General features: G+C 55.1%; 17 protein-coding genes. 7 read left to right on the top strand and 10 right to left on the bottom strand.

The window, feature by feature from the left end:
* Positions 1 to 107 precede the first annotated feature (107 nt).
* Both C7476_RS02390 and C7476_RS02385 read left to right on the top strand, forming a co-directional pair.
* Entirely contained in the window at positions 108 to 3,176 is a 3,069-nt protein-coding gene (locus C7476_RS02390; protein ID WP_114428290.1) for a PAS domain S-box protein, read from the top strand.
* A gap of 150 nt (positions 3,177 to 3,326) precedes the next feature.
* Positions 3,327 to 5,207 (top strand): AsmA family protein, encoded by a 1,881-nt coding sequence (locus C7476_RS02385; protein WP_114428289.1) that lies wholly within the window; start codon positions 3,327 to 3,329, stop codon positions 5,205 to 5,207.
* 391 nt (positions 5,208 to 5,598) lie between these two features.
* Here the strand turns inward: C7476_RS02385 and C7476_RS02380 are convergent, their stop codons facing one another.
* The 7 genes from C7476_RS02380 to C7476_RS02350 form a co-directional block, all read right to left on the bottom strand.
* Positions 5,599 to 6,417, bottom strand: coding sequence for an ABC transporter permease (locus tag C7476_RS02380; RefSeq protein WP_114428288.1), 819 nt, complete (start codon positions 6,415 to 6,417; stop codon positions 5,599 to 5,601).
* A 1-nt stretch (position 6,418) separates the two neighbouring features.
* The gene (locus C7476_RS02375; RefSeq protein WP_114428287.1) at positions 6,419 to 7,330 is read right to left on the bottom strand and encodes an ABC transporter permease subunit; all 912 of its coding nucleotides are present in this window, start codon (positions 7,328 to 7,330) and stop codon (positions 6,419 to 6,421) included.
* A 12-nt stretch (positions 7,331 to 7,342) separates the two neighbouring features.
* Complete coding sequence (locus C7476_RS02370; RefSeq protein WP_114428286.1) at positions 7,343 to 8,491, bottom strand: ABC transporter ATP-binding protein; 1,149 nt, start codon at positions 8,489 to 8,491, stop codon at positions 7,343 to 7,345.
* A gap of 70 nt (positions 8,492 to 8,561) precedes the next feature.
* Positions 8,562 to 9,650, bottom strand: a complete 1,089-nt coding sequence (locus tag C7476_RS02365; RefSeq protein WP_114428285.1) for a polyamine ABC transporter substrate-binding protein — start codon at positions 9,648 to 9,650, stop codon at positions 8,562 to 8,564.
* 179 nt (positions 9,651 to 9,829) lie between these two features.
* Positions 9,830 to 10,702, bottom strand: coding sequence for a DMT family transporter (locus tag C7476_RS02360; protein ID WP_114428284.1), 873 nt, complete (start codon positions 10,700 to 10,702; stop codon positions 9,830 to 9,832).
* A gap of 195 nt (positions 10,703 to 10,897) precedes the next feature.
* Positions 10,898 to 15,220, bottom strand: a complete 4,323-nt coding sequence (locus C7476_RS02355) for an RHS repeat domain-containing protein (protein ID WP_147274603.1) — start codon at positions 15,218 to 15,220, stop codon at positions 10,898 to 10,900.
* A gap of 46 nt (positions 15,221 to 15,266) precedes the next feature.
* Positions 15,267 to 16,010 carry a hypothetical protein gene (locus C7476_RS02350; RefSeq protein ID WP_114428282.1) on the bottom strand — a complete coding sequence of 248 codons (744 nt, stop codon included), beginning with the start codon at positions 16,008 to 16,010 and terminating at the stop codon, positions 15,267 to 15,269.
* Positions 16,011 to 16,312: 302 nt separating this feature from the next.
* Here C7476_RS02350 and C7476_RS02345 point away from each other — a divergent pair, with 302 nt between their 5' ends.
* Together C7476_RS02345 and C7476_RS02335 are read left to right on the top strand one after the other, a co-directional pair.
* Positions 16,313 to 16,909, top strand: a complete 597-nt coding sequence (locus C7476_RS02345; protein WP_114428281.1) for a L,D-transpeptidase — start codon at positions 16,313 to 16,315, stop codon at positions 16,907 to 16,909.
* Positions 16,910 to 17,480: 571 nt separating this feature from the next.
* Positions 17,481 to 18,119 carry a hypothetical protein gene (locus C7476_RS02335; RefSeq protein WP_114428279.1) on the top strand — a complete coding sequence of 213 codons (639 nt, stop codon included), beginning with the start codon at positions 17,481 to 17,483 and terminating at the stop codon, positions 18,117 to 18,119.
* Between the two features lie 157 nt (positions 18,120 to 18,276).
* Here the strand turns inward: C7476_RS02335 and C7476_RS02330 are convergent, their stop codons facing one another.
* Positions 18,277 to 19,719: a helix-turn-helix domain-containing protein gene (locus C7476_RS02330; protein WP_114428278.1), complete on the bottom strand. Its 1,443-nt coding sequence runs from the start codon at positions 19,717 to 19,719 to the stop codon at positions 18,277 to 18,279.
* A 445-nt stretch (positions 19,720 to 20,164) separates the two neighbouring features.
* Here C7476_RS02330 and aceA point away from each other — a divergent pair, with 445 nt between their 5' ends.
* Both aceA and C7476_RS02320 read left to right on the top strand, forming a co-directional pair.
* Positions 20,165 to 21,454 (top strand): isocitrate lyase, encoded by a 1,290-nt coding sequence (gene aceA, locus C7476_RS02325; protein WP_114428277.1) that lies wholly within the window; start codon positions 20,165 to 20,167, stop codon positions 21,452 to 21,454.
* Positions 21,455 to 21,481: 27 nt separating this feature from the next.
* A complete protein-coding gene (locus C7476_RS02320; RefSeq protein ID WP_114428276.1) occupies positions 21,482 to 21,715 on the top strand; it encodes an SMc00767 family acetate metabolism repressor in 234 nt (77 codons plus the stop codon).
* 419 nt (positions 21,716 to 22,134) lie between these two features.
* Here C7476_RS02320 and C7476_RS02315 read toward each other — a convergent pair whose 3' ends face one another.
* Positions 22,135 to 22,380, bottom strand: coding sequence for a hypothetical protein (locus C7476_RS02315; RefSeq protein WP_114428275.1), 246 nt, complete (start codon positions 22,378 to 22,380; stop codon positions 22,135 to 22,137).
* Positions 22,381 to 22,428: 48 nt separating this feature from the next.
* Positions 22,429 to 22,644 carry a hypothetical protein gene (locus tag C7476_RS02310; RefSeq protein ID WP_114428274.1) on the bottom strand — a complete coding sequence of 72 codons (216 nt, stop codon included), beginning with the start codon at positions 22,642 to 22,644 and terminating at the stop codon, positions 22,429 to 22,431.
* A 591-nt stretch (positions 22,645 to 23,235) separates the two neighbouring features.
* On the opposite strand from C7476_RS02310, the gene C7476_RS02305 reads away from it, so the two are divergent.
* Positions 23,236 to 23,955 (top strand): Crp/Fnr family transcriptional regulator, encoded by a 720-nt coding sequence (locus C7476_RS02305; protein ID WP_245426032.1) that lies wholly within the window; start codon positions 23,236 to 23,238, stop codon positions 23,953 to 23,955.
* The last annotated feature ends 11 nt before the right edge of the window (positions 23,956 to 23,966 follow it).

The raw sequence follows: 23,966 nt of genomic DNA, 5'->3' as shown, positions 1-23,966 counted from the left end.
TAAGATAGAGGGCTGCGAGTGGACGAGTGACGGCTGGATCATTATTAACAAAGTCTTAAGAACATCGCGAGGATGCGACTGTTCGATCGGAGCATGCTGGTCAACATATGGCGTCTGGAACTTATCCATTCATCGACATCGCCGTCCTCGACGAGATCCGCGAGCACTTTGCCAATGGCGATGCGCTGGTCGTGATATCGCAGGATCTGCAGAACGTTATCTGGGCCAATGGCCAAGGTGCGGCGATGCTTGGCTATGCGTCGATCGACGAGATAATCGGTGGCGGAGCGGTGCTCGGCATACAGGCACGGCGGCAGCTCATGGCGCTGGATGGTTTTCCTGCCATCGGGCACGGACGCACTGTTTCGTTGCGCGTTGCCTTCGGGCTTTCCAGCCGCATCCTGACATTCCAGGCGAGCGATCTGACATTGCCGCGCGGCGAACAGGCCATTCTTCTCTCGATCGCCAATTCCGATCGGGCAAGTTCCGGGAAGCAAATCGCATCATTGGCAATCAAGGGCTTTGGCGACCGGACAACCCATGCAGCGATGATCGACGCCAATGGCGGCGTGATCGCCGCATCGCAACAGTTTGCCAGGCTCGAATTCGATGACAAGATCCTCGGCGATCTCGTACGGGAGGTGCGGCTCGAGCGGGACCGCCTGGTCAAACGTCCGGTACAGACAGCCAAGGGCGCCATACCCACCGGTATTGCGAGACTGACGGACAGCCCCGCAATGCATCTGCTGTTTGCGATCGAGCCGGAAATTGTGGGCGGGCAGACAAGCGAAATCGTAGCGGCTGACGACCAGCAGCCCGAACTTGCCGTCGTGCCCGAGGCGCCAATTGCCGATGCGCAGATTGCAGATCAGACCTCTCTCGCATTCGAGCCATCATTTAAAGACACGGAAGCACCTTCGGACATATTCCAGTACGTACCATCCGAGGCGCCGGTGCGCTTTGTCTGGAAGGTCGACGCGCAGGCAAATTTCAGCGAGATATCGCCGGAGTTCTCCGCCGCTGTCGGACCGCAATCGGCGTCGATCATCGGCAGATCTTTCCGGGCCGTGGCTGCGAGCCATGGGTTCGACGACAATGAGGAAATCGCCGCGCTTCTCGAGCGCCGCGACACTTGGTCGGGACGGACGGTGCTATGGCCAATCGAAGGCACCGACCTGCGTGTGCCGATCGAGCTTGCTGCGCTGCCGATCTATTCGCGTGACCGGGTGTTCCTGGGTTTCCGGGGGTTTGGCGTGGCCCGTATGGGCGATGTGACAACCGATCCGAAAGCCGCCGGCGAGACATTGAACGACGTACAAGCGGTGGTGCATAAAGCGGCGGACGTAGACGTCTTCAACGGGGAAAAACCCGCGCTGGAAATCACGCCGGATACAACAGACAATATCATTCCGCTCAAGACGCAACGGCTCTCACGCGACGACGGACGGCTCAACGATGCCGAACGCAATGCATTTCGCGAAATTGCCGAAAGGCTGCGCCGGGAAGTTCTTGGTGATGGCCCGAAGAGCAATGGCGATGCAGAACCTGCGCCAGTTGCCGCGCCGGCTGTAAAGATGGAGCCCAAGGTTCCCGATGCGGAAGTGGTCGGTCCGGGCTATGCTGTTGCGGATGGCGATAGCAAGGACGAACTCGGCCAGCCTGAGGATTTTGCGATAAACATTCGCGAACAGGCGCGGCAAGGTGTCGACACGTCCATTCTCGCGGCCCTGCCCTTGCCGGTCCTGATTCACCGCCACGGCCAGATACTTTATGCAAATCCCGCGCTGCTGGAGAACATATTGTACGCGTCTGCCGAAGCGATCAACGATGCGGGCGGCTTGAGCATCCTCTTCGCCGATGAAACTGGCGATAGCAGCGATGACGACGAAGCCGGCATGAACCTTCGGCGCAGCGATGGCTCGGTGACGCGGGTTCAGGCGCATCTGCAGGCGGTCCGCTGGGACGAAGCAACCGAGAATGGCGAGCGTGCGCTGCTGCTCGCATTGTCGCCGCAAGCCCGGGCTGCCGACCATTTCGAGGTGAGCGAGCGCCAGCTGCTGCAGACGCGCATCGATGAGCTCAGCGCCATTCTCGATACGGCGACCGACGGCGTGATCCTGCTCGATTCAGCCGGTTCGATCCGCTCCGTCAACCATTCCGCCGCTGCGCTCTTCGGCTACGAGCCGGAGGAATTGACCGGCAAAGCCTTCTCCATGCTTTTCGCCATCGAAAGCCAGCGTGCAGCGATGGATTATCTGAACAGTCTTTCAGAAAATGGCGTCGCCAGTCTGCTCAATGACGGGCGCGAGGTGATTGGCCGTGAAGCCCAAGGCCGCTTCATCCCGCTGTTCATGACTATCGGCAAGCTGGACGCCTCCAAAGGATACTGCGTTGTCCTGCGCGACATCACCCACTGGAAACGCGCAGAGGAAGAGCTGGTCAGCGCCCGGCGCGAGGCCGAACGTACGTCTGCGCAGAAGAGCGAATTTCTGGCGCGCATCAGCCATGAAATCCGCACACCGCTCAATGCCATCATCGGCTTTTCCGAATTGATGGCGGACGAGAAGTTCGGCCCTATCGGCAGCGAACGCTACCGCGACTATTTGAACGATATCAGTCGCTCCGGCAATCATGTCCTGTCGCTGGTCAACGATCTACTCGATATCTCGAAGATCGAGGCCGGCGCCGTCGAGATGGATTTCGAGGCGGTTTCGCTCAACGAAGCGCTGACGGAAGCCGTTGCGATCATGCAGCCGCAAGCGAACCGCGAGCGTGTCATCATCCGCTCCAGCCTGACATCGCGGTTGCCCGACATTGTCGCGGACCATCGTTCGATCACGCAGATCGCGTTGAACCTCTTGTCAAATGCGATCCGATTCACGGGACCGGGCGGACAGGTTATCGTTTCCACGAGCTATGAGGCGAGCGGCGATGTGCTTTTGCGTGTGCGGGACACCGGCATCGGCATGACGCGGCAGGAGGTCGAGCAGGCTCTGCGGCCCTACAAGCAGATCACAACGCCGAAGCATTCTCGCAGCGATGGTACCGGGCTTGGCCTGCCGTTGACCAAGGCAATGGCCGAAGCCAACCGCGCCAATTTCACGATCGACTCCAATCCGGGTCGCGGGACGATGGTCGAGATAACATTTCCGTCCACGCGTGTTCTCGCTGAGTAGTCGGCTAATTCACAAACGGGTCATTTCCAACAAATCGATCGTAAAAGGTCTATACCGGCTTGAATTGCCCTGCGTGATCGCTAAACCGTGGATGGCAGTGCAAAAAGCTTACAGCCCCGGCAGCTGGAAGGATTGAAATCGGAAACGCTCATGTCCTGGTACAGGCCAAGGAACCTTCTCGCCACGATCTTGATGTTGGCTCTCATCGCCGTGGGAGTTCTGGCGGCCCTGCCCTACCTCGTCAGTACGGACCTGATTCGGGCCAGGCTTATCCAGGAAATCAGCAACTGGACTGGCTATAGCGTCGAGTCCCGTCAGACGCCGCAGATATCCTTCTTTCCCGTTTTCACCGCTTCGCTAGGCGATATCACCATTCGCAACCCGTGGCAGAGTGAAGGAGCACCCTTCATGCAAGCCGAGAGAATAGAAGTCGACCTGTCGCTTCTTTCCGCGCTACTGGGCAATATCGAATTTACTGAAACCAAAATCGTGCGGCCAAGATTTGTCATCGACGAACCGATCAAAAGCCTTTCCGAGATCGGCGAAGCCCTTGCCAAGAGTGATGGCCGGATCGGCGATGTCGTCCGGGAAGCGCGCGCTGCTGTTGAAGCCAATCCCGCCAAACCGGATATGAGCACCGTATCGTCGCAGCCGTTCGGGCGTGTGCGGCTGGAAGACGCGACGGTCACCTTCAAACGGCCAATCAACGGCGCCGAAGAACAAATCTCGAGCATCAGCGGCGTTTTTGACTGGCCGCAGACCTCGGGCGTTGCGAGTTTCCAGGGCAGAGCCATCTGGCACGGCGAAGAAACGGAAATCGACAGTTCGGCCACGCGGGCTTTGTTACTTCTGGCTGGCGGCACCAGCCCTCTGCAGGTCAATCTCGGCTCGACACCCTTGACGCTGTCATTCAACGGATCGGCCAATGTCTCCAAGGATCAGTTCTTCGAAGGAACGCTGTCGCTGACCTCACCATCCCTGAGACGCACGCTCGAATGGTCGAGAATGGCGACTATTCCGGGCGCGCCGATCGGAAGCTTCGCAATGGATGCATCCGTCTCCGGTTCCGCTACGCGCGTAAAGCTGGACGGACTGACGGCAACACTGAACGACAACCCCGCGAAGGGTGTCATCGAAGTCGTGCTTAATCAGGGCACACCCAGCGTCACCGGCACGCTTGCCTTCGAAACGCTCGACATTCATTCGGTGTTTTCAGGTTTCATGCCCTTGCCGGATGGTTCCGCGGATTCCGACACGGTTATCGACAGTGGTTTCCTGAAGCAGCTCAATCTCGACCTGCGCGTATCCACACAAAAAGCAACGATCGGGACGATCGATCTCTCGAAGGTCGCCGCGACGGCACAAATCCGCAATGGACGCGCGATGTTCGACATCGGCGAGGCCTCGGCATTCGATGGTTCCGTTGCTGCAAGTTTCCAGCTCGCGGATGAGGGGGATGGCGCAACGACCGGTGAATTGCGCCTCAACGGCACCGAAGTAAACAGTGCTTCTATCGCCTCCCTGCTTGGATTTGGCGATCGCTTCCAACTTGGCAAGGGAACACTGTCCCTTGTCTTGAAGGGTCCGATATCACGTTGGTCAACAGCGCTCGGCAATGCCAAGGGAACGCTGTCCATGCGCTTCGGCAGTGGGCAGATCCGTAGCCTGGACTTCAACGGCCTCCTGAGCAAGGCCAAGACGGACCGTTTCTTCAGCCTCAACGAGAAGACAGATGCCTGGCTGGCCTTCGATAAGTTCGAGGCCAAAGCGAATATCATGGATGGGGTGGCGGCCCTGGAGACGGCGCAAATCCAGACCAAGTCCGGCACTCTGAATTTTGCCGGTATCGTGACGCTGATCGGTAAAAGCCTGGCGCTCACGGGCGACTTCGCAGCCCGAGGTCCCGCTCCAGCATCGGCGGCAGGCGCTGCACCGGACGCGCCCAAGCCGGAGCCGACGATCAATCACACGCGCTTTTTTATTGGTGGTTCCTGGGACAACCCGTTTATCTCGCCGATCATTTCGCAGTAGACGAAAGTCGTCAGTGACCGCTCTTGGAAACCCGCGAGAAGATGCTATAGTCTTGGAGCAGAGGATGAGCTTTCGCTCACCCTCCGTTCCTTATCTAAAGACATGAACCCGGACGGTCACTGACCAGGTCGTCCGGGTTTTCTTGACGATAAGGGTTAGACTAAACGGTAGATGCCGCATAGTTTCACCTCCAAGTTTGAGGCAAGGCTGTTGCCGCAGTCGGGGGAGCCTGTCTTCCTCGATACACCGCTGGTCCGGTGTTGTTGCTTCGCCATCAAACTGTTAGCGCGTTAGCGCCATTTCTCATCTATTGCTTGGTTTGATGTGGGCAACAACGAACGTAGAGTTGCATTCGACCTGTTATCTCAGGCTCTGAGGTTGTCCGGGGTTGTCAGTTCCGTGCAGCGGCCTGTTCGTCGCGAGCCTTCTGAACCTCGCGGCGCTTGTTGGCAATCGACGCGATGATCACTCCGACTGCGACGATGGCAATCAGGATGGTACAGGCTGCGTTGATTTCCGGTGTCACGCCAAGCCGGACCTGCGAGTAAATGCGCATCGGGAGGGTCGTTGCGCCGGGGCCAGAGGTGAAACTGGAAATAACCAGATCGTCCAGCGAAAGGGTGAAGGCAAGCATCCAGCCCGAGACCACTGCCGGCAGAATCACCGGCAGCGTCACCTTGAAGAACGTCGTCACCGGCGTTGCCCCCAAGTCCATCGCCGCTTCTTCCAGCGAGCGGTCAAATGTCACCAATCGCGACTGCACGACGACGGCGACAAAGCACATGGAGAAGGTGATATGTGCGAGGGTCATGGTCCACAGGCCGCGGTCGAAGCCGATGGCAACGAACAGCAGCAGCATCGACAATCCCGTGATGACCTCCGGCATGACCAGCGGCGCGTAGATCATTGCTGAAAACAGCAAGCGCCCGCGAAAGCGCGTATAGCGGGTCATAGCCAAGGCACCGAGTGTTCCAAGAATTGTCGCAACCGTGGCCGAGACGAGCCCGACGCGGATCGTCACCCAAGCCGCATCGATGAAGCTCTGGTTGTGAAACAGGGACACGTACCATTTGGTCGAGAACCCTGCCCACACGGTGACGAGCCGGGATTCGTTGAACGAAAAGACGACCAGAAGGACGATCGGCAAATAAAGGAAGGCAAAACCGAACACCAGAGAGGCAATGTTGAAGCGGGACCAGGTGGTGTTCATCTTATTTCTCGCTTTCCTGCGCCCGCGCTTCCGCACGTTGGAACAGAACGATCGGCACGACCAGCAACAGCAGAAGAATCACAGCGACGGCGGAGGAAACCGGCCAGTCGCGGTTGGAGAAGAACTCGTTCCACAGTGTCTTGCCAATCATCAGGGTCTGCGATCCGCCGAGGAGGTCAGGAATGACGAATTCCCCGACTGCAGGAATGAAAACCAGGAAACACCCGGCTATGACGCCCGGCATCGACAGGCGAAAGGTGATTTTCCAGAAGGCGAGTATGGGCGGACAGCCAAGATCTTCAGCTGCTTCGACCAGCGAGTAGTCCATCTTTTCCAGCGCCGAATAAATCGGCAGAACCAGAAATGGCAGGTAAGAATAGACGATACCGATGAAGACGGCTGTATTGGTGTTGAGGATGTTGAGCGGCGTGTCGATCACATGCGCCCACATCAGGAATTGGTTTAGCAGGCCCTCGGGCTTCAAGATGCCTATCCACGCATAGACGCGGATCAGGAAGCTGGTCCAGAACGGCAGGATGACCATCATCAGCAGTGTCGGCCGCACCGTCGCGGGCGCGCGCGCCATGCCGTATGCAATAGGATAGCCGATGATAAGCGTCAGAACGGTCGAAACCGCGGCGATGAGCAAACTGGAAAGATAGGCTTTGTAATAAAGCGGATCCTCCACGAGCCAAATATAGTTGTCCCACGACAACTGAGCGAAGCTCTCCCTGAGCCCTTGCCAACCCGCCGAGAGATTGAACGCAGGCGTATAGGGCGGAATCGCCATGGCGACTTCAGACAGTGAAATCTTGAATACGATGACGAAGGGAATGAGAAAGAAGATCAGTAGCCACAGATAAGGAACGGCTATGACCAGCCGACCAGCAACGGACGATATCAATTTCTGCATGACATCGCCCCCTCACGCGGTCAACACGATACCGGCGTCGGTATCGAAGTTGACCCAGACCGTATCGTCATAGCCCAGCGGGTCTTCAACCGTGCGCACCGCGTTGAGGCTCGCCGCCTTGATGATCCGGCCGCTCTCAAGTTTCACATGGAAAACCGTCATGTCGCCGAAGTAGGCGATGTCATAAAGCTCCCCGTGCGCGGAGTTGACGGACGGATCGGCGGGCTGCTTGCGGCTGACCCGAATTTTCTCCGGTCTTATGGCAAAGCCGACCGGCTGGCCGACAGCGCAATTTCTCGAAGCTGCATCGGTGCGGATCGTCAGGTTTTCAGGAGCGACAGCGATGTCGATCTTGCCATTGGCGACTGCAGCGGCGGTGCCTTCGAACATATTCACATTGCCGATGAAATCGGCGACGAACTTCGAGTTTGGAGCTTCATAGACTTCCGCCGGCGTTGCCACCTGCATGACCTTGCCCTTGTCCATGACAGCGATCCGGTCGGCCATGGTCATCGCCTCTTCCTGGTCGTGGGTAACCACAACGAATGTCAGGCCGAGCTTCATCTGCAGGTCCATGAGTTCAAACTGGGTTTCCTCGCGCAGTTTCTTGTCGAGCGCACCGAGGGGCTCGTCGAGCAGCAAAACCTTCGGACGCTTTGCAACGCAACGCGCAAGCGCGACGCGCTGGCGCTGACCGCCGGAGAGCTGGTGCGGCTTGCGCTTGGCGAACTGCTCGAGCTTCACAAGCTTGAGCATTTCGGCGACACGCGCCTCGATATCGCCCTTGGCCATACCCTCCTGTTTCAGACCGAAAGCGATATTGCCTTCGACCGTCATGTGCGGAAAAAGGGCGTAGGACTGGAACATCATGTTGACCGGGCGCTTATAGGGCGGAATGCCGCGCATATCCTGACCATCGATGAGAATGCGCCCGGCGGTCGGCTCTTCGAAGCCGGCAAGCATGCGCAGGAGAGTCGACTTGCCGCAGCCGGAAGCACCCAGCAGCGCAAAGAATTCGCGATTATAGATGTTGAGGGACAAATCATTGACTGCCGCGAAATCACCGAACTTCTTGGTGACATTTTCGATCGCGATAAAGGGCTTCGCCTGCGGATCGTTCCAAGGTGCGAATGTGCGGCGAAAGCTTCCCAATGATTTCATGATTTGCCCCGGTCTTTTCTGTTCTTGATTTCAAAAGACCCCGGCATTGCCTGCCGGGGTCTTTTGTGGATTATTGGCCTGTGACCACTTTCGTCCACAAGCGCGTCACAACGCGTTGGGTTTTGGTGTCATAGGGTGTGACCGTGAAGAGCTTTGCCAGCACCTCGGGCGTTGGATAGATAGCCGGATCGTCCAGGATTTCCTTGGCGATGGCTGATTGCGAAGCCTTGTTGCCGTTGGCATAGAACACAACGTTGGACGCCTTGGCGGCGACATCCGGCCTCATCAAGTAGTTGATGAGTTCATGCGCCTCTGCCACATGCGGCGCATCAGCGGGGATAGCAAGCACGTCGAACCACATCTGGGCGGCTCCCGGAATGGAATAGCCGACGTTCACACCCGCCTTTGCTTCGGCGGCTCGGTCACGCGCCTGGAAGACATCTCCGGAATAGCCGAGCGCAAGGCAGATATCGCCATTCGCCAGCGCATTGATATATTCGGACGAATGGAACTTGCGGATATATGGGCGAACCGTTTCGAGCAGTGCACCGGCTTTGGCCAGATCGTCGGGATTTTTGCTATCTGGATCAAGTCCGAGATAGGCCAGCACCGACGGCATGACATCGGTTGCAGAATCGAGAACATAGATGCCGCAATCCTTGAACTTCGCAGCAATTTCTGGCTTGAACAACGCATCCCATGTTGGCGGCTCGTCTGTACCAAGGATCGTCTTGGCCTTGTCGACATTGTAGCCCAGCCCAGTTGTGCCCCACATCCAATCGACGGAATATTCATTGCCGGGATCGTATTTCTCGATACGCTGGCTGATGACATCCCACATATTGGAGAGATTGGGCAATTTGGATTTATCTAACTTCTGAAAAACACCAGCCGCAATCTGGCGCTGAAGGAAAGAGGCCGTTGGAACCACGACATCGTAGCCAGTACCGCCTGCGAGAAGCTTGGTCTCGAGAATCTCGTTGGAATCAAAGGTGTCATAGACGACTTTGATGCCGGTTTCCTTGGTGAAATCCTCCAAAGTCGTCGGGTCGATATAATCAGACCAGTTATAGACATTGACGACGCGTTCCTGCGCGAAGGCCGAGCTTGCAAGGCCGAGCGCGAGAGTGGCCGTCAACAGAGCGGTTTTGATACCCATTTAGTTCTCCATGATGCTGGCACTAATCCTTTGAATTGTGCCGGGGTTCCCGTGATTGGCCTCCACCTTTTTAGATTGCGAAGGCTTCGTCAACTGGCTTCAGGCAACACTTTCATTGAAAATTGCGCAAGTGCGAAATTTTCAATGATGCAGCGCAGTTGTCGTGTGGAGAATTGCGACTAGCGGACGACCGCCGCCACGCGTTTTTGACGCCGATATTCCCAGCCGAGATGCATGAGCAGTGCGGCGAGAATGATGGCGCCGCCGATGATCGTGCGCGGAGCCGGGACCTCGTTGTGCAGGAGCCAGACCCAGACCGGGCCGAGCACAGGTTCGAGCGTGCTGATCAGCGCGGCCAGCGCCGAGGGAATGAGCCGCGCGCCGCTGACGAAGAACGCGAGGCCGAGGCCGAGATTGACCGCGCCGAGTGCAAAGAGCAGGCCGAAATCGCGCACGCTCGTGCTGAACTGGCCGGCCATCGTCGAGGCCACGCAGGCGGCAATGACCACGCCGAGAAAAACCGCCGGCGTCATGCGCAGATGCGCCTTGCGGCGGGTTATGACGGTGGCGATGGCGAACGAGATGGCAATCAACAGCGCCAGCATATCGCCGATGGGCGAAACCTCCCCGTCAAGTGAATCCGACACCATGATGGCAACGCCGGCAATGACCACGGCAATGGCGATCCATGTGGCGGAACTGATGCGCTCGCGGAACAATATCCACGAGATCAAAGCCGCAAAGAGCGGAACACCCGCCTGCAGCAGGAGCACATTGGCGACCGTCGTATAGGACAGCGCGATGATGAAGCAGGATGAGGCGATGGCGAAGCAAATGGCGACGCCGAGGCCGGCCAGTCCCATATGCTGAAACAGCCGCCATGTGCCGCGCGGCCCGTCGCGCACCAGCATGAAGCAGAGGAGAAACAGCGCGGCGAAGACCGAGCGCCAGAAGACGATCGTCCAGTTGTCATTGGCTTCGACGAAGCGCGTGAGAGCGCCGCCGGTGCTCCACGCGATCGCGGCACCCGCCACCAGCAGACAGCCGATCATAGCCTCCGAAGAGCTCTTGGCTGGGTCAGGCCCGGTGACGGGCGGCAGGGGCACGGCGGAGATACTCATGCACGCGACAATGCCAAGCTTGTGGCAAAGGTTGAGTCTGGAAAACGACTGTTGATTGTCGGTTTAACGGCATGTTGGCAGCAGGTTGGCAAGGGGCGGCAATTGTCGTCCCTCGTCTTTGCGAGATCACACCATATGATGCGAATGACCGAAAGGCTGGAACCGCAGGCTGACATCGCCGACAAGCATTGTCGTTCCATCGGTCATCAGCGCCGTCGTCGTACCGGTGATCGCCGAGCCGTCGGCAAACTGCTTTGCGCCCTTCGGGTCCGGGAGAAGATTGATCAGCTTGATGCCCGCATCGCTCATGGTCATCAACTCGCCATCCTCGCTGATGCCGTTCTGGTTGGTATCCTGCCAGACACGGAACTCATTCCATCGGGCATCGTTCTGATCCAGCATGTTGTCGTGATTGGTATCGAAGGCATAACGCAGGCCTTCGAGATCGGTGACGTTCTCGCTGTCGATTTCCTTTTCGGTCTTCCACAACGCGAAAGCGATTTCGCGGGCCTGGTCGATCTTGCCGTCAGGACCGGCGGCACCGTCTTTGGCGAGATCGATCACCAGCAAGCCATCATCAGGACCAACCCAAGCCGTGCGGTCTGGCGTGCCATCGGAATTCCAATCGAAGCGTGGGGTGGAAATATCGGCAAGGTCCATGCGCTCGAGCAGGCGTACATCGAGAGTGTTGTCGTTGTTTAGGTCGAGGAGGACGGGATGACTGCCATAAATAACAATGGTATTCAGATGAATGGTCCCATCGGGGTCTTCAGTATGATTGGAGGGGTGCGGATTATTATAGTAAGGGCAATCATCGAGATGTTTTGTGATATCAAACACAGGGGGACGGGATTTGGGGTTGCTTGAAGAGTCACCGCCAATCGTGCTCGACCATGACGACCACGGCCGAACTATGCTCGAAACGAAGTCAAAGACCTGGCTCCAGAACCCGCCGCCATCTCCCCCACCGCCGCCAGTCTTGAAAACAAAACTGTTCTTTTTCTTGTTCAGTTCGCCAAACCGCTTTACTCCATTGTGGGTCCAGCTTGCCGACGTTGCTTCACCAGTTTTCATGTCATAGCCAAATTGGTAGATGTCTCCATTGTCCATGATGCGTTCTTCTGACCATTTCTTGCCATCAGAATAGTATGTTTCTTCGATTTGCGCCCATCCTTGATGATTACCAAGATCTTGTTCGGTGTATTTCCAGATTTTCCCCCCCATAAACTCTTTCTCCGATGCCGTCCCATCGGGATATATAACCTTCTCTGTCTTTACCCCCCGGAAGTCATACGTACTTTCATAGCGCGTTCCATCATCGAGTGTCCCTATTTCCGATACAGGATCACCATACTTGTCATATTCAATAACCGCTTTCTGTAAATTGCTTTTATTTTCAGGGTCGTACATCGTTACGGTTTGCGATCCATCCGCATGAACAGCAGTAATCGAGGTTACCTGACCTGCAGGATTATAGTCTGTTCTCGCTGTTACCTTGCCAGTGGTCGAATCATACGCCACATCGTACCGGCTGCCATCGTCAATAGTACCCTTCTCCCAGATTGCCTTCCCGTTCTTGTCATACCGAACGGCAACCTCTTTCCAGCCAGCAGCATTGGCGGGATCGTAAAAAGTCCTCGTCCGCGAGCCATCCGCATTGACCGAAGTAGCCGAACTGACCTGCCCTCCCAGATTATAATCTGTTCTTGCCGTCATCTTGTTTGTATTTGGATCGTATTTCACATCGTAACGGGTTCCATCGTCGATGACGCCTTTTTCCGAAACCAACCTGCCGTTCTTGTCGAATTCGACTGTGGCTTCACGCCAGCCCTGCTTGTTCCCAACATCATAGAAAAGTCGCGACTGGGTGCCATCCACTTTAAAAGTGGTAGTGGACGTTGTCTGACCTGCCTGATTGTATTCCTGCCGCCGATTAACCTCACCCGTATCTTTATCGAAGGTCAAATCATAGCGGGTGCCATTATCGTTCAACCCTTTTTCGGAGATCAGACTTCCATCTTTACGATATTCAATGGTGGCCTCTTTCCAGGTCTGTTTATTGTCTGGATCAAAAACCGTCTTGGTTTCCGCTCCGTCAGCCCTGACTGACCTGATCGAAGTCACATTCCCTGCCGGATTGTAGTCAGTTCTAGATGTCATCTTCCCCGTCAAGGGATCATATTTCTGGTCGTATTTCTCGCCATCGTCGAAGGTACCCTTTTCCGATATCAGCTTGCCGTTCTTGTCGTATTCAAAAGTATCTTCGCGCCAATCCTGTTGATTGTCTGGATCGAACACCGTTTTGGTCTGCGTTCCATCGATCTTGAAAACAGTATCGGAAACTTTCTGGCCGGCTTGGTTGTAGTCAAACCGCCGGTTAACCTCGCCCGTATCCTTGTCGAAAGTCAAATCATAGCGGGTGCCGTTATCATTCAATCCTTTTTCGGAAACCAGACTTCCGTCTTTGCGGTATTCAATAGTGGCCTCTTTCCAAGCCTCTTTATTTTCAGGATCAAAAACCGTCTTGGTTTCCGATCCATCTGTCTTGACTGACCTGATCGAAGTCACATTGCCCGTGGGATTGTAATCGGTCCTCGCCGTCATCTTCCCCGTCAAGGGATCATATTTCTGGTCGTAAGTGGTACCATCGTCGAAGGTGCCCTGTTCCGAAATCAGCTTGCCGTTCTTGTCATATTCAAAAGTACCATCGCGCCAATCCTGCTGGTTGTCCGCATCGAAGACTGTCTTCGATTGTGTACCGTCGCCCCGTGTCAGCACATAGGAATTGACCTTGGATGTGCCCGGTTGATAGGTGGCATCGTATTTGCTGCCATCGTCATTGATCCCCTTTTCAGAAACCGGATTGCCATCCCGTCCATATTGAACTGTTGCTTCCCGCCACGATTGCTTGTTGTCAGGGTCATAGACGGTTTCCGTTTGCGTGCCGTCGGAATTATTGGTGGTGACCGTCGTTACCTTCCCTGCCGGGTTATAGACTGTCTTGGATTTCGGAACATCGTTTGAATCATAGATCAGATCATAACGGCTGCCATCGTCATTGACTGCCTTTTCAAGGATCCGGTTGCCGTTCTTGTCATAGTCGATCGTCGCTTCCCGCCAGTCTCCTTTATTCTCCACGTCATGGAGCTTGCGGGTCTGCGTGCCGTCCACCCGATATGTGGTCTCCGTCGTCAATTTTCCTGCTGCGTCATACTCCTTGCTAAAATTGGTTTTGGTCGTACCGGGGAAAAAAACTCTGTCTATACGGGTATTGTTGTCGTTGATAACCTTTTCGGAGACGAGCTTGCCGTCCTTGCCATACTCGGCTGTGGCTTCCTTCCATGACTTTACGTTGACTATGTCGTAGGTTGTCTGTGTGGCCGTTCCATCCGCCTTGAAAAGGGTCTTGTATGTAGCCTCGCCGGAAACCGGATCGAAACTGGTTTCGTTGCGTGAACCATCCAGATTGAATTGCTTTTCGGATGTTTTGAGACCGGCGGGATTGAATGTGGAAACGGTGATCAGACTGCCATTGGGGTTGAGCAGCGCTTCCCTGGTTTTGGTGCTGAGGTCGTCAAAAGTCACATTCTTCAGCGTTCCGTCTTTTTCGATTGACGTACGCTGCAACAAACGGCCTAGAGTGTTTTTAAACTCAATTGCCGTGGGCAACCCGGTAATCGAGTTCGTAATGATGGAAAAATCTTTCTGATCGACAGCCAGATCAACCCCAACCCACTCCGCCATGGCTTTCGTGGCCTGCCACGCACGATCGATAAAGAAGCTGGCAGTCTGGCTGCCAGGTCCAGACAGTGCAGTTAACTGGATCTTATTCCATGAATTAGGTGCATAGTATTCGTAGCCCTTTTTTGCCACCTCAAGAATATTGGCTCCACCAATGCTTGGGATGGAAAGGCCCGTCAAATTTTGTGCGTTGCTGATCTTCAAGCCTGCAGCATTGGCCGCGTCATAAACGAACTTCATGCAATTTCTATCAAAAATCGAATAGTGCGTTATTCCATCGTTGATCAGCTTTTTCTGTTCTCCAAACCAAGTATTGATTTGGGTGGTTTGTTCCTTGCTCATCTTGAATTGTGTAATCTGAGCCGCACCGATATCCGTATTTTTGTACAGACCCGATGTATCAAACACCTCGTCAAGCGCTGCTGTCAAAGACCTTTCCGTTAGATTCCCAGCGTCATCGAATTCAAGTTTTGCAACAATCGCGTGTTGCCGAATGTTACCTTCCGTATATTCATTCTGGTTGTTGGTCACAACCCCTTGGACTTTTTTGGGATCATAGCGTCCAAATTCCTGATAGGTTGCCTTGCCATTCTCATCAATCACAATGAAGGCGGCGTGACCCAGCATGGGCGCTTCAAGATTACCACCGCTACCAACGTTGTAGTTTGGAAGTATTACCGGTATAAAAATGGGGATTTGTTTTACCATCGAAACATCCTAATTATTAGACAATTATTTACGCATCATGTGCTCATTAAAAAAATGAACGTATAGCGGAAAATATACTTCTTAATATTTTAAATGCCAGCAAATATATAAGTACAATAAAGGAGTATTTTGTTGATAAAAACAGTATATTCCAAAATAATACTTCGTAATACAATCTCGGAAATCGCTCTCGTTCCAGCGTTCTTGCCTTGGCTTTTTCCTCCCTGGATAACTCTTTTTCCAAGCGCGTCTCGAGCGCTTTAACATCGTGCCAAAGATCGTCACAACCATTCTTGCACGAAAAGGCTTCAGATATCTTTCCGTTCCTGAAACGCCAGAGCGTCACGGTAGCTTCAACTGTGTTTCGAAAAGTGCCGATTCCGTCCAGATAAAACCGGGTCAACTCTATTGAGAATGTATCGTCAAAATTCATGCTGACTATCTTGGCGACAATCCGGAAAGCGCGATCTTGATCCCCACACACTGCCCCTTCAAATGCCAAAGCATTAACATAGTAGTAGGTGCAATACGGGGACGAAAACCGCCCTATTGACACCCACAACTCATGGCATTCACGCGCGTACGAGACGGCCGCTCGATGATCCCCTCGCGTTTCAGCTTCCTGGATGGATTGTTGAAACGCCGTCGTTTTTTTCCAAATGGCTTCCCAGTCACTCTCCGCTTCCACATCCTGTGCCGTCGCAACGGCTAACGGCCAAAGCACTGTGCAAAACACAATTGCAAGGCTGCGCCCAAGCGTTGGCCATATCGCCAAAGTGGCAAGAGACATTCCTGATTCCTATCGATTGCACAGCGCTCATTACACGCGCAGACTTCCCTTGCAATTCGACCTTGGTTGAAGCGCGCGCAACGTGCGTCTGAGTTGCACCTGCTAAAATCAAATGCACTCAGCGTGTCACGATCAGTTCGTTTCTCGGCTCTTGCCGTCCCGAAATTCCAGATCCTGCAGCGCATAATCAGCGGATATTCCAGCTAGTTGTTCATAGTCGATCGCTGCGACGTACAAGACTTGGCCAGCCACTCCTGCAATGTTAGGGTGGCCGCGAATGTGTCGACTGGTTGGGGCAACAAATGACAATTGATAAAATTACGCGCCGGGGGCTCGTGTTGGGCAGTATAGCACTCATGACCTCCGGATGCGGTTCCGGAGTGCGCGAGGCGTTTTCACCAATCTCATCTGCTTTTGCCGTGCCACGCGGCATGGATCCCCGTCTGAGACGGCAGGAGGTGGCGTATCAAGGGAGCGAGGCGCCCGGGACGCTCGTCGTCAACACCTATGAACGTTTCCTCTATGCGGTCCAGCGGGACGGGTCGGCCACGCGCTATGGTATCGCGGTCGGCGAAGAGGGATTGACGCTCAAAGGCAGGGCGACGATCGAGCGCAAGGAGCAATGGCCATCCTGGACGCCCACTGCAAGCATGATCAGGCGCAAGCCGCATTTGGCGCAATATGCCGGCGGAGTCCCCGGCGGGCCAAACAACCCGCTCGGTGCACGGGCGCTTTATCTCTACCGCGGCGGACGTGACACCTATTTTCGCCTGCACGGTACAAATGAACCCTGGTTGATAGGACAAGCCGTATCGAACGGGTGCATTCGCCTGACGAATGAGGACATCCTTTATCTCTATGACAACACACCTTTGGGAACCCCGGTATTGATCGTCTAAGAGCTTTGTCTTGGAACTCTGTCCGGCAGTCATCTGACGCGATCTCCTGCGCTCACAGTGTTCACGTACTTAATGTACCCTACGCTCGTCGCATGGGCCGACCCGCGGCGACTTTCGAAACACGCCCTCATAATCCGGGCCTGGACCGCCCTGTTGCAAACTGGACACACTTGTTGTGCGTTTACCATTCCAAGCTCTAGTCATCACTACTATTTGTGCTACTCTACCATTGGTAGTACTCTACCATCAGTAACCTACTCGCCTTTGAGGGAAAGGAAATTTGATGAGCAGGATTCTATTCGCTGTAGTTGCCACCTTGGCCGTTGCCAGCCTAAGCGCGTGTGGGACGATGGGTAAGGGGAAAGCCCCGCCGCCAGTCGCTGAAGAGCCCGCAGCAGCACCAGTTTATAAATAAGAAGTTTCGTCAAAAAAATGGAAGGGTCGCCCGACCCTTCCAGCATCATGTGATTCGCAAAAAAAGCCGGCTTCACAAGCGGCTGTGCGGCCCCCGATGATTTATAACGGGTATGGCCGGGCTTGAGGATTGCGTTTTGACGAATTCTGGTATGGGATGACGCTCATGAGTGTTCGTCTTTTGTCTGTGATCATGCTTGGGCTCGCAGTGGCGGGATGTCAAACGAGCAATGAGAGCAAGTCGGGTTCCGTGTCCGGTATCAGTGACAGCACTGCGGCCGTTCAGGTTACTTCGGCGACAACAAAACAACCCGCGCAAAAAAACGGGCGGTACTATATCGAGTTTCGCTCGCGCTATGCCCTTACCTACGGCCATACCTATGTGATGTTCGGGCGTCTGGACAAGGCGGGCAATATAGTTGATCGCGAAGTTGCCGGTCTTCACCCGGCTACAAACAGCGTGGTTCCCTATATTCTTGGCCATTACATACCCGTACCAGCCGAGACCGGTGAGAGCGACGGTGATACGGACGATAAGTACAGGTCGGCAACCTGGCGCGTCACCTTGAACGAAGCCGAATACAATAAAGTCGTCGCCTACATACGCAAACTCCAAGCCAGATCGCGTTTCTGGCAGGCAACGACGTTCAACTGCAATGCCTTCGTCGGCGAGATTGCGCGGTCCATGGGATACAAAGCACCCGGCCACTTGCTGCGTCCGCAACAATACATCGTCAAGCTTCGAGAGATGAACGGCGGGCCCAATGCGGTCGGGTATACCGGCCCTCCCGGCTAGGCTAGGCATTCACACTCTGACGGCCTGCAAATGGCGTCTTTCTGTGTCCGGTGCTCGAAACCCACCATTTTCGCCGCGTCATAGTGTGAATCGCAACAGCCTCTGGCATTTCCGATCAAATAAACACAGTTCTGTTTTCCGGATGGCGAAACTCGCCTTACTGAAAATCGAACGCGCTGAGCCCTGTCACCATCTCGTCCAGTCCCACCGGCCGCGTCACGGGTGGTTCGGCTCGGGAGAGGCAGGCGGCGCGTTCGCACAGGCGGCAGGCCGGGCCGACAGGCGTGGATCCGACGAATTTGCCGAGCGGAGGGGCGCTAATACTCATGTTACCGAACGCGCTGCCGTAAACCGTCTTGTCGGCATGTTCGATATCGCAGCCGAGTAGGATGGCCGTGCGGCGCGGGCGTTCGTTGAAGGCGCCCTGCGGCCCTTCCAAGGTGCGGGCAATCGTCATGAACTCGGCGCCATCCGGCATCTCCACCGCCTCGACGAGGATCTGGCCAGGCTGAGCGAACGCGGCATGGACAGGCAGCTTCGGGCATTCGCCGCCGAAACGGGACTGCGGGAATCCTTGCGCCCCTGCCCGGCGGAAACGATTGCCGGCGTGGTCGACTTCCAGCATGAAGAACGGAATGTCGGACTTGCCGTCAAGCGTTGTCAGGCGGTTGGCGGCCTGTTCGAAGGAGACGTGGAAGCGTGAACGAAGGACGTCAACATCATAGCGAGCACGAACAGCCGCACTCTGGAAAGCCTGATGAGGCATCATGAGTGCATGCGCCGCGTAGCGCCCGAACTCGAAACGGGCAATGCGGCGCGCCTCGTCCGAGGAGAGTTTCAAATCCTGTATTTCGGCTGCGATGACGACCTGCATGCGCATGAGCGCCGCCTCCATCGCCACTTCGCGCAACTGGTCGAAGGGTGACAAGCGTTCAGATATGAACAGCCGCTGCGAATGCCGATCATAACGCCGGCGCCAGTTCGGCATGGTCGCCACGGGAAGCACACGCACGGAGATGCCATGTTCACTCTTTAACCAGGCCTTGAGTGCGCCAAGCAGATCATCGCCAGGCTTGAGCAGGCTGGTAAAGCTGTCGACCTCGCCTTCAATGCGGGGAAAATGATTGGCGCGGCGCTCCAGGGCCTCGCGCGCCTCATTCAGCGGCATGCGTGTGGCAACAAGGGATGGGGCGCGGCCGTCCTTCGCCAGAAGTTGTGACAGATCAGAAAGGCGCTCGAGCGATTCCCTGTACGCGCGATAAAGCTTGATGACGCCGGTGGCGGCATTGGGCGCCGCATCGCTGATTTCGATGAGCTCCTGGTCGCCCGGCAACTCGCCATTGAGCAGCGGGTCGGAAAACACTTCCTTGAGCACGGCCATGGAGGAGCCTGTCTCCATCTGCAGTGTGTCGAGCTCGATCTTGTAGGTTGAGGAGAGTTTGAGCAGGAGCTGCACCGTGAGCGGCCGCTGGTTGCGCTCGATGAGATTGAGATAGGAAGGCGAAATACCGAGCGCCTCGGCCATCGAGGTTTGTGTCAGGCCGCGCTCGTTGCGAATGCGCCTGATACGCGGTCCGGCGAATATCTTGCCTTCAGCCATGGAGCCTCACTATTGCGTGCATCGCTGCTGTGCGTGGTTCGACAAGCTCACCATGAGGGACTTGGCTGATTGCAAAAAGCAGTTCGACAAGCTCACCATGAGGGGCTTGGGCTGAGTGCAGGGAGCTATGTTCTGCGACGTTCCCAATTGGTGTTGCTATCAATCCACATCCCTCATGGTGAGCTTGTCGAACCACGCACAGCAGCATTGCAGGCCGGTTATGACAAGATTTACATATCCATCACCCAATCAGGATATTACAAAATTTACAAATTTACAAACCAGTATTGTCAAACACACGACACGATAACTCGATATAACCGCCCAAATATGCGATATTTCTGGATCATATCGCGCTGCAATGTAAATCTAGTCATATTAACGCAGCTTTTAAACTCCTTATGATGCAGGCTGCGGCGGGATAAAACTCTTTGTGGAGATAATAATGACTGATTTTTACAACCTCGTACCAAACGCACCGGAGGGCCGCTATGATGGTATCGAACGTCCTTATACACCTGACGATGTCCAGCGCCTCAGGGGCTCGGTTCAGATCAAGCATACTCTCGCTGAGAACGGTGCCAACCGGCTCTGGAAGCTCATCCACGAAGAAGGTTTCGTCAATGCGCTGGGCGCTCTCTCGGGCAACCAGGCTATGCAGATGGTTCGCGCAGGCCTCAAGGCAATCTATCTTTCCGGATGGCAGGTGGCTGCAGACGCAAACACAGCTTCAGCCATGTATCCTGACCAGTCGCTCTACCCGGCAAATGCAGCGCCGGAACTGGCCAAACGCATAAACAAGACGTTGCAGCGCGCCGACCAGATCGAGACGGCAGAGGGCAAGGGCCTTTCGGTCGAAACCTGGTTCGCGCCGATCGTTGCCGATGCCGAGGCAGGCTTCGGCGGCCCGCTCAATGCCTTCGAGATCATGAAGGCCTTCATCGAAGCCGGCGCTGCCGGTGTCCACTATGAAGACCAGCTCGCTTCGGAAAAGAAGTGCGGTCATCTTGGCGGCAAGGTTCTGATCCCGACGGCAGCGCATATCCGCAACCTGAACGCCGCGCGGCTTGCCGCGGACGTTATGGGAACGCCAACACTGGTCATTGCCCGCACGGATGCGGAGGCTGCCAAGCTCTTGACGTCGGATATCGACGAGCGTGATCAGCCGTTTGTCGACTATGACGCCGGACGGACGACGGAAGGCTTCTACCAGGTGAAGAACGGACTGGAGCCTTGCATTGCCCGTGCCATCGCCTATGCGCCGCACTGCGACATGATCTGGTGCGAGACCTCGAAGCCGGATCTTGAGCAGGCCAAACGCTTTGCCGAAGGCGTGCGCAAGGAGCATCCGAACAAGCTCCTCGCCTATAACTGCTCGCCTTCCTTCAACTGGAAGAAGCATCTGGACGAGGCAACGATTGCCAAGTTCCAGCGCGAGCTCGGGGCGATGGGCTACAAGTTCCAGTTCATCACGCTGGCCGGCTTCCATCAGCTCAACTTCGGCATGTTCGAACTCGCCCGCGGCTACAAGGACCGGCAGATGTCGGCCTATTCGGAACTGCAGGAGGCGGAATTCGCCGCCGAGACCAATGGTTACACGGCGACCAAGCACCAGCGCGAGGTCGGGACCGGGTATTTCGATGCGGTTTCACTGGCAATCACCGGCGGCAAGTCCTCGACAACGGCAATGAAGGAATCGACCGAGACGGCGCAGTTCCGCCCGGCTGCAGAGTAAAATAACGAAACGCCAAGGAGAAAAATCATGGCACCGCAGACACGCGTCAAGGAACGGGCCGAGGAGCAATCATCGGCCATGAATACAGACCAGCAGGCTGTCATTCGCATGGTCGCCAATGACCTGCATCGCCTCAACCAATCCGTCATGAAGGCGGTTGACGCCGGTGTATCCGTGGAACTGGTCCGTTCCGCCCGTCACCACGGCGGCGACGGCAACTGGGGCGATCTTCTGATCCCGGTTGTTCTTACAAGGCAGTAGCTCTCCGCGGCCTGGCATGGCTCGGTTTGGAGCCAGAATGACGCGCAAAACCGCTCGCAAGCAATTGCGGGCGGTTTTAGGTAGTAACTCACCGATCCGGTAGAAATGGCGCTAGAAACTGCTAGGGCGGAGCCGACCAGGGGCGAGCCACAGGTCTCGGCCGTCCTTCGCCCCAACGGTTCGACACTCCAGCTTGCAGCCGTTTCGGCGCCCTCCGCATAGGGTCCATTTGCCAGGCTACGCCGCGCAAATGCTCGACGATGGATAAACATTGCGATTTCAACCGGATCAACGAGTTCACGACCTAGCCAAGGGAAAGTGCGTGGTCCGATTTGCCGTCGAACCACGCACCGATGACTGGAGCTGTCTGACCCCACAGCGAACGAAGGAAATTCGCTTCAAACCATCCAATCACCTGCTCAGTTCAAGAAGAGGCGCCTTATATTCATGGTCGACGCGGGCGTTCGATCCATATGCTGGTCGGCCGCATAGGCAAGGGCAAGGCCGACAATGGCTCGAGTGATCTCATTCGACGACCAACCTGCTTCTCCTGCCTCACTCGCAAGAAAATCGACGGCACGCCGGAACTCCGGCTCTAGGGCCAGCTGACAATCGTAGCTCCGGCTTGGATATTCGGTCGGACGCATCGGTTTATGAATACGCATGCTCCTCTCCCTATGCCATGCATGAGCTCCCAGAAAATGCGACGGATATCAAATTGTCTGGTAGCATCTCAGAAACTTCAAATGCATGCGCTCTCGCCTTTTTGCTTTACGCAGAGCATGTTTTCCGACAAGTGTCTTGTTGGTCAGCGCAGAAACCAAAAACTTCGGATCGTGCTCCCCAACATTCGAACCCCATTGCCCGACATACCGCTTTTGGCAAAGAGGCAGAATGTTATCGCCCGAAAAATAATAGACGTCATCCATCCAAGTCTTCCCCTCGGAAAATCTAAGCAAACTTATCAATACACTAATTATTCTGGATTAGTAAAAGTATATATCGAAAATTCTGTCTGTCAATTGACAAACTTTTTTTAAAAATAACTTTGCAAAAAGAATTCGTCAAATTGATAGAACATTGTGCGCGTCAATTTTTATTGGAGCGTTTACTCAAGACATACATTGCTTGTGATAACCGTTTTCGATCGAAGTTCGTATTTCTGCTGCAGGTTTTTTACCGTTTCGAATGCTGCGATGCCACGGGGGCGTATGAACCTGAGCCTCGCCATCTTTTCAGTTTTCGTTTCCAAGAATACACGCCATAACTTTCCCATTTGCCCCTAAAGGAATTGATCTAAAGTATCGATTGGAGCATTTGAATGTAGAGTAATCCTTTTTATATTTTACAATATGTGTCATAATAGGGTGCAGAGAAAATATAACCGATTATTCGGTCAAATAATGACAGACAATTCTATTATTGTCCATTGGCGGACAATGCATTGTGTCATTTTTTTATTTCGATATTTATAGCATTTCATCACGCAGGATTCTCTGTTCCCGCGAGAAGGGACGAGGATGCCAGCTTCACAATTTGCGTTCGAGAACAAGCTTCTCAGGCATATGCGCGCGAGCGATTTTGAATTGCTGGCACCGCATCTCGAAGCACAGAAGTTGCCGCTGAGACACGTGATCGAGAAATCGCAAACGCCCGTCACCGATGTATACTTTCTTGAAACAGGTCTTGCATCGATCGTCTCGAAAATGCCCAATGGCCGCGACGTCGAAGTGGGAGTCTCCGGCAATGAGGGGATGACAGGGTCCTCGGTCGTTCTTGGGGCGATGCAATCGCCGCATGACAGCTATATGCAGGTAGCCGGCATAGGCTACAGTATCGCTACTGTGGATCTTCAGCGCGCAATGGAAACAAGCGCCACCCTGCGCAACTACCTGCTCCTCTTTGTCCAGACCATGGTCATCCAGACGGCCTCGACCGCATTGGCGAATAGTCAGGCGGACGTCTCATCCAGAATGGCTCGTTGGCTCCTGATGGTGCATGACCGCACCCACGGCCCAGATATTGTGCTGACGCACGAATTCCTGTCAGTCATGCTTGGAGTGCGGCGGCCATGGGTGACCGAAATCTTGCATATACTGGAAGACAAACGGTTGATCCGGGCAAAGCGAGGACAGATAACCATCGTCGATCGTACCGGACTTATGGCCGAGGCCAATGGTTTCTACGGGGTGGCCGAGAACGAGTATAAACGTCTGCTCGGGATAAACCTCGCCCGATAATCCCTAGCTGC

This window comes from Phyllobacterium bourgognense (assembly GCF_003337575.1).
Classification (GTDB): Bacteria; Pseudomonadota; Alphaproteobacteria; order Rhizobiales; family Rhizobiaceae; genus Phyllobacterium; species Phyllobacterium bourgognense.
The sequence above is the reverse complement of the archived record's forward strand: the minus strand, read 5'-3'. Positions and strand labels throughout refer to the sequence as shown.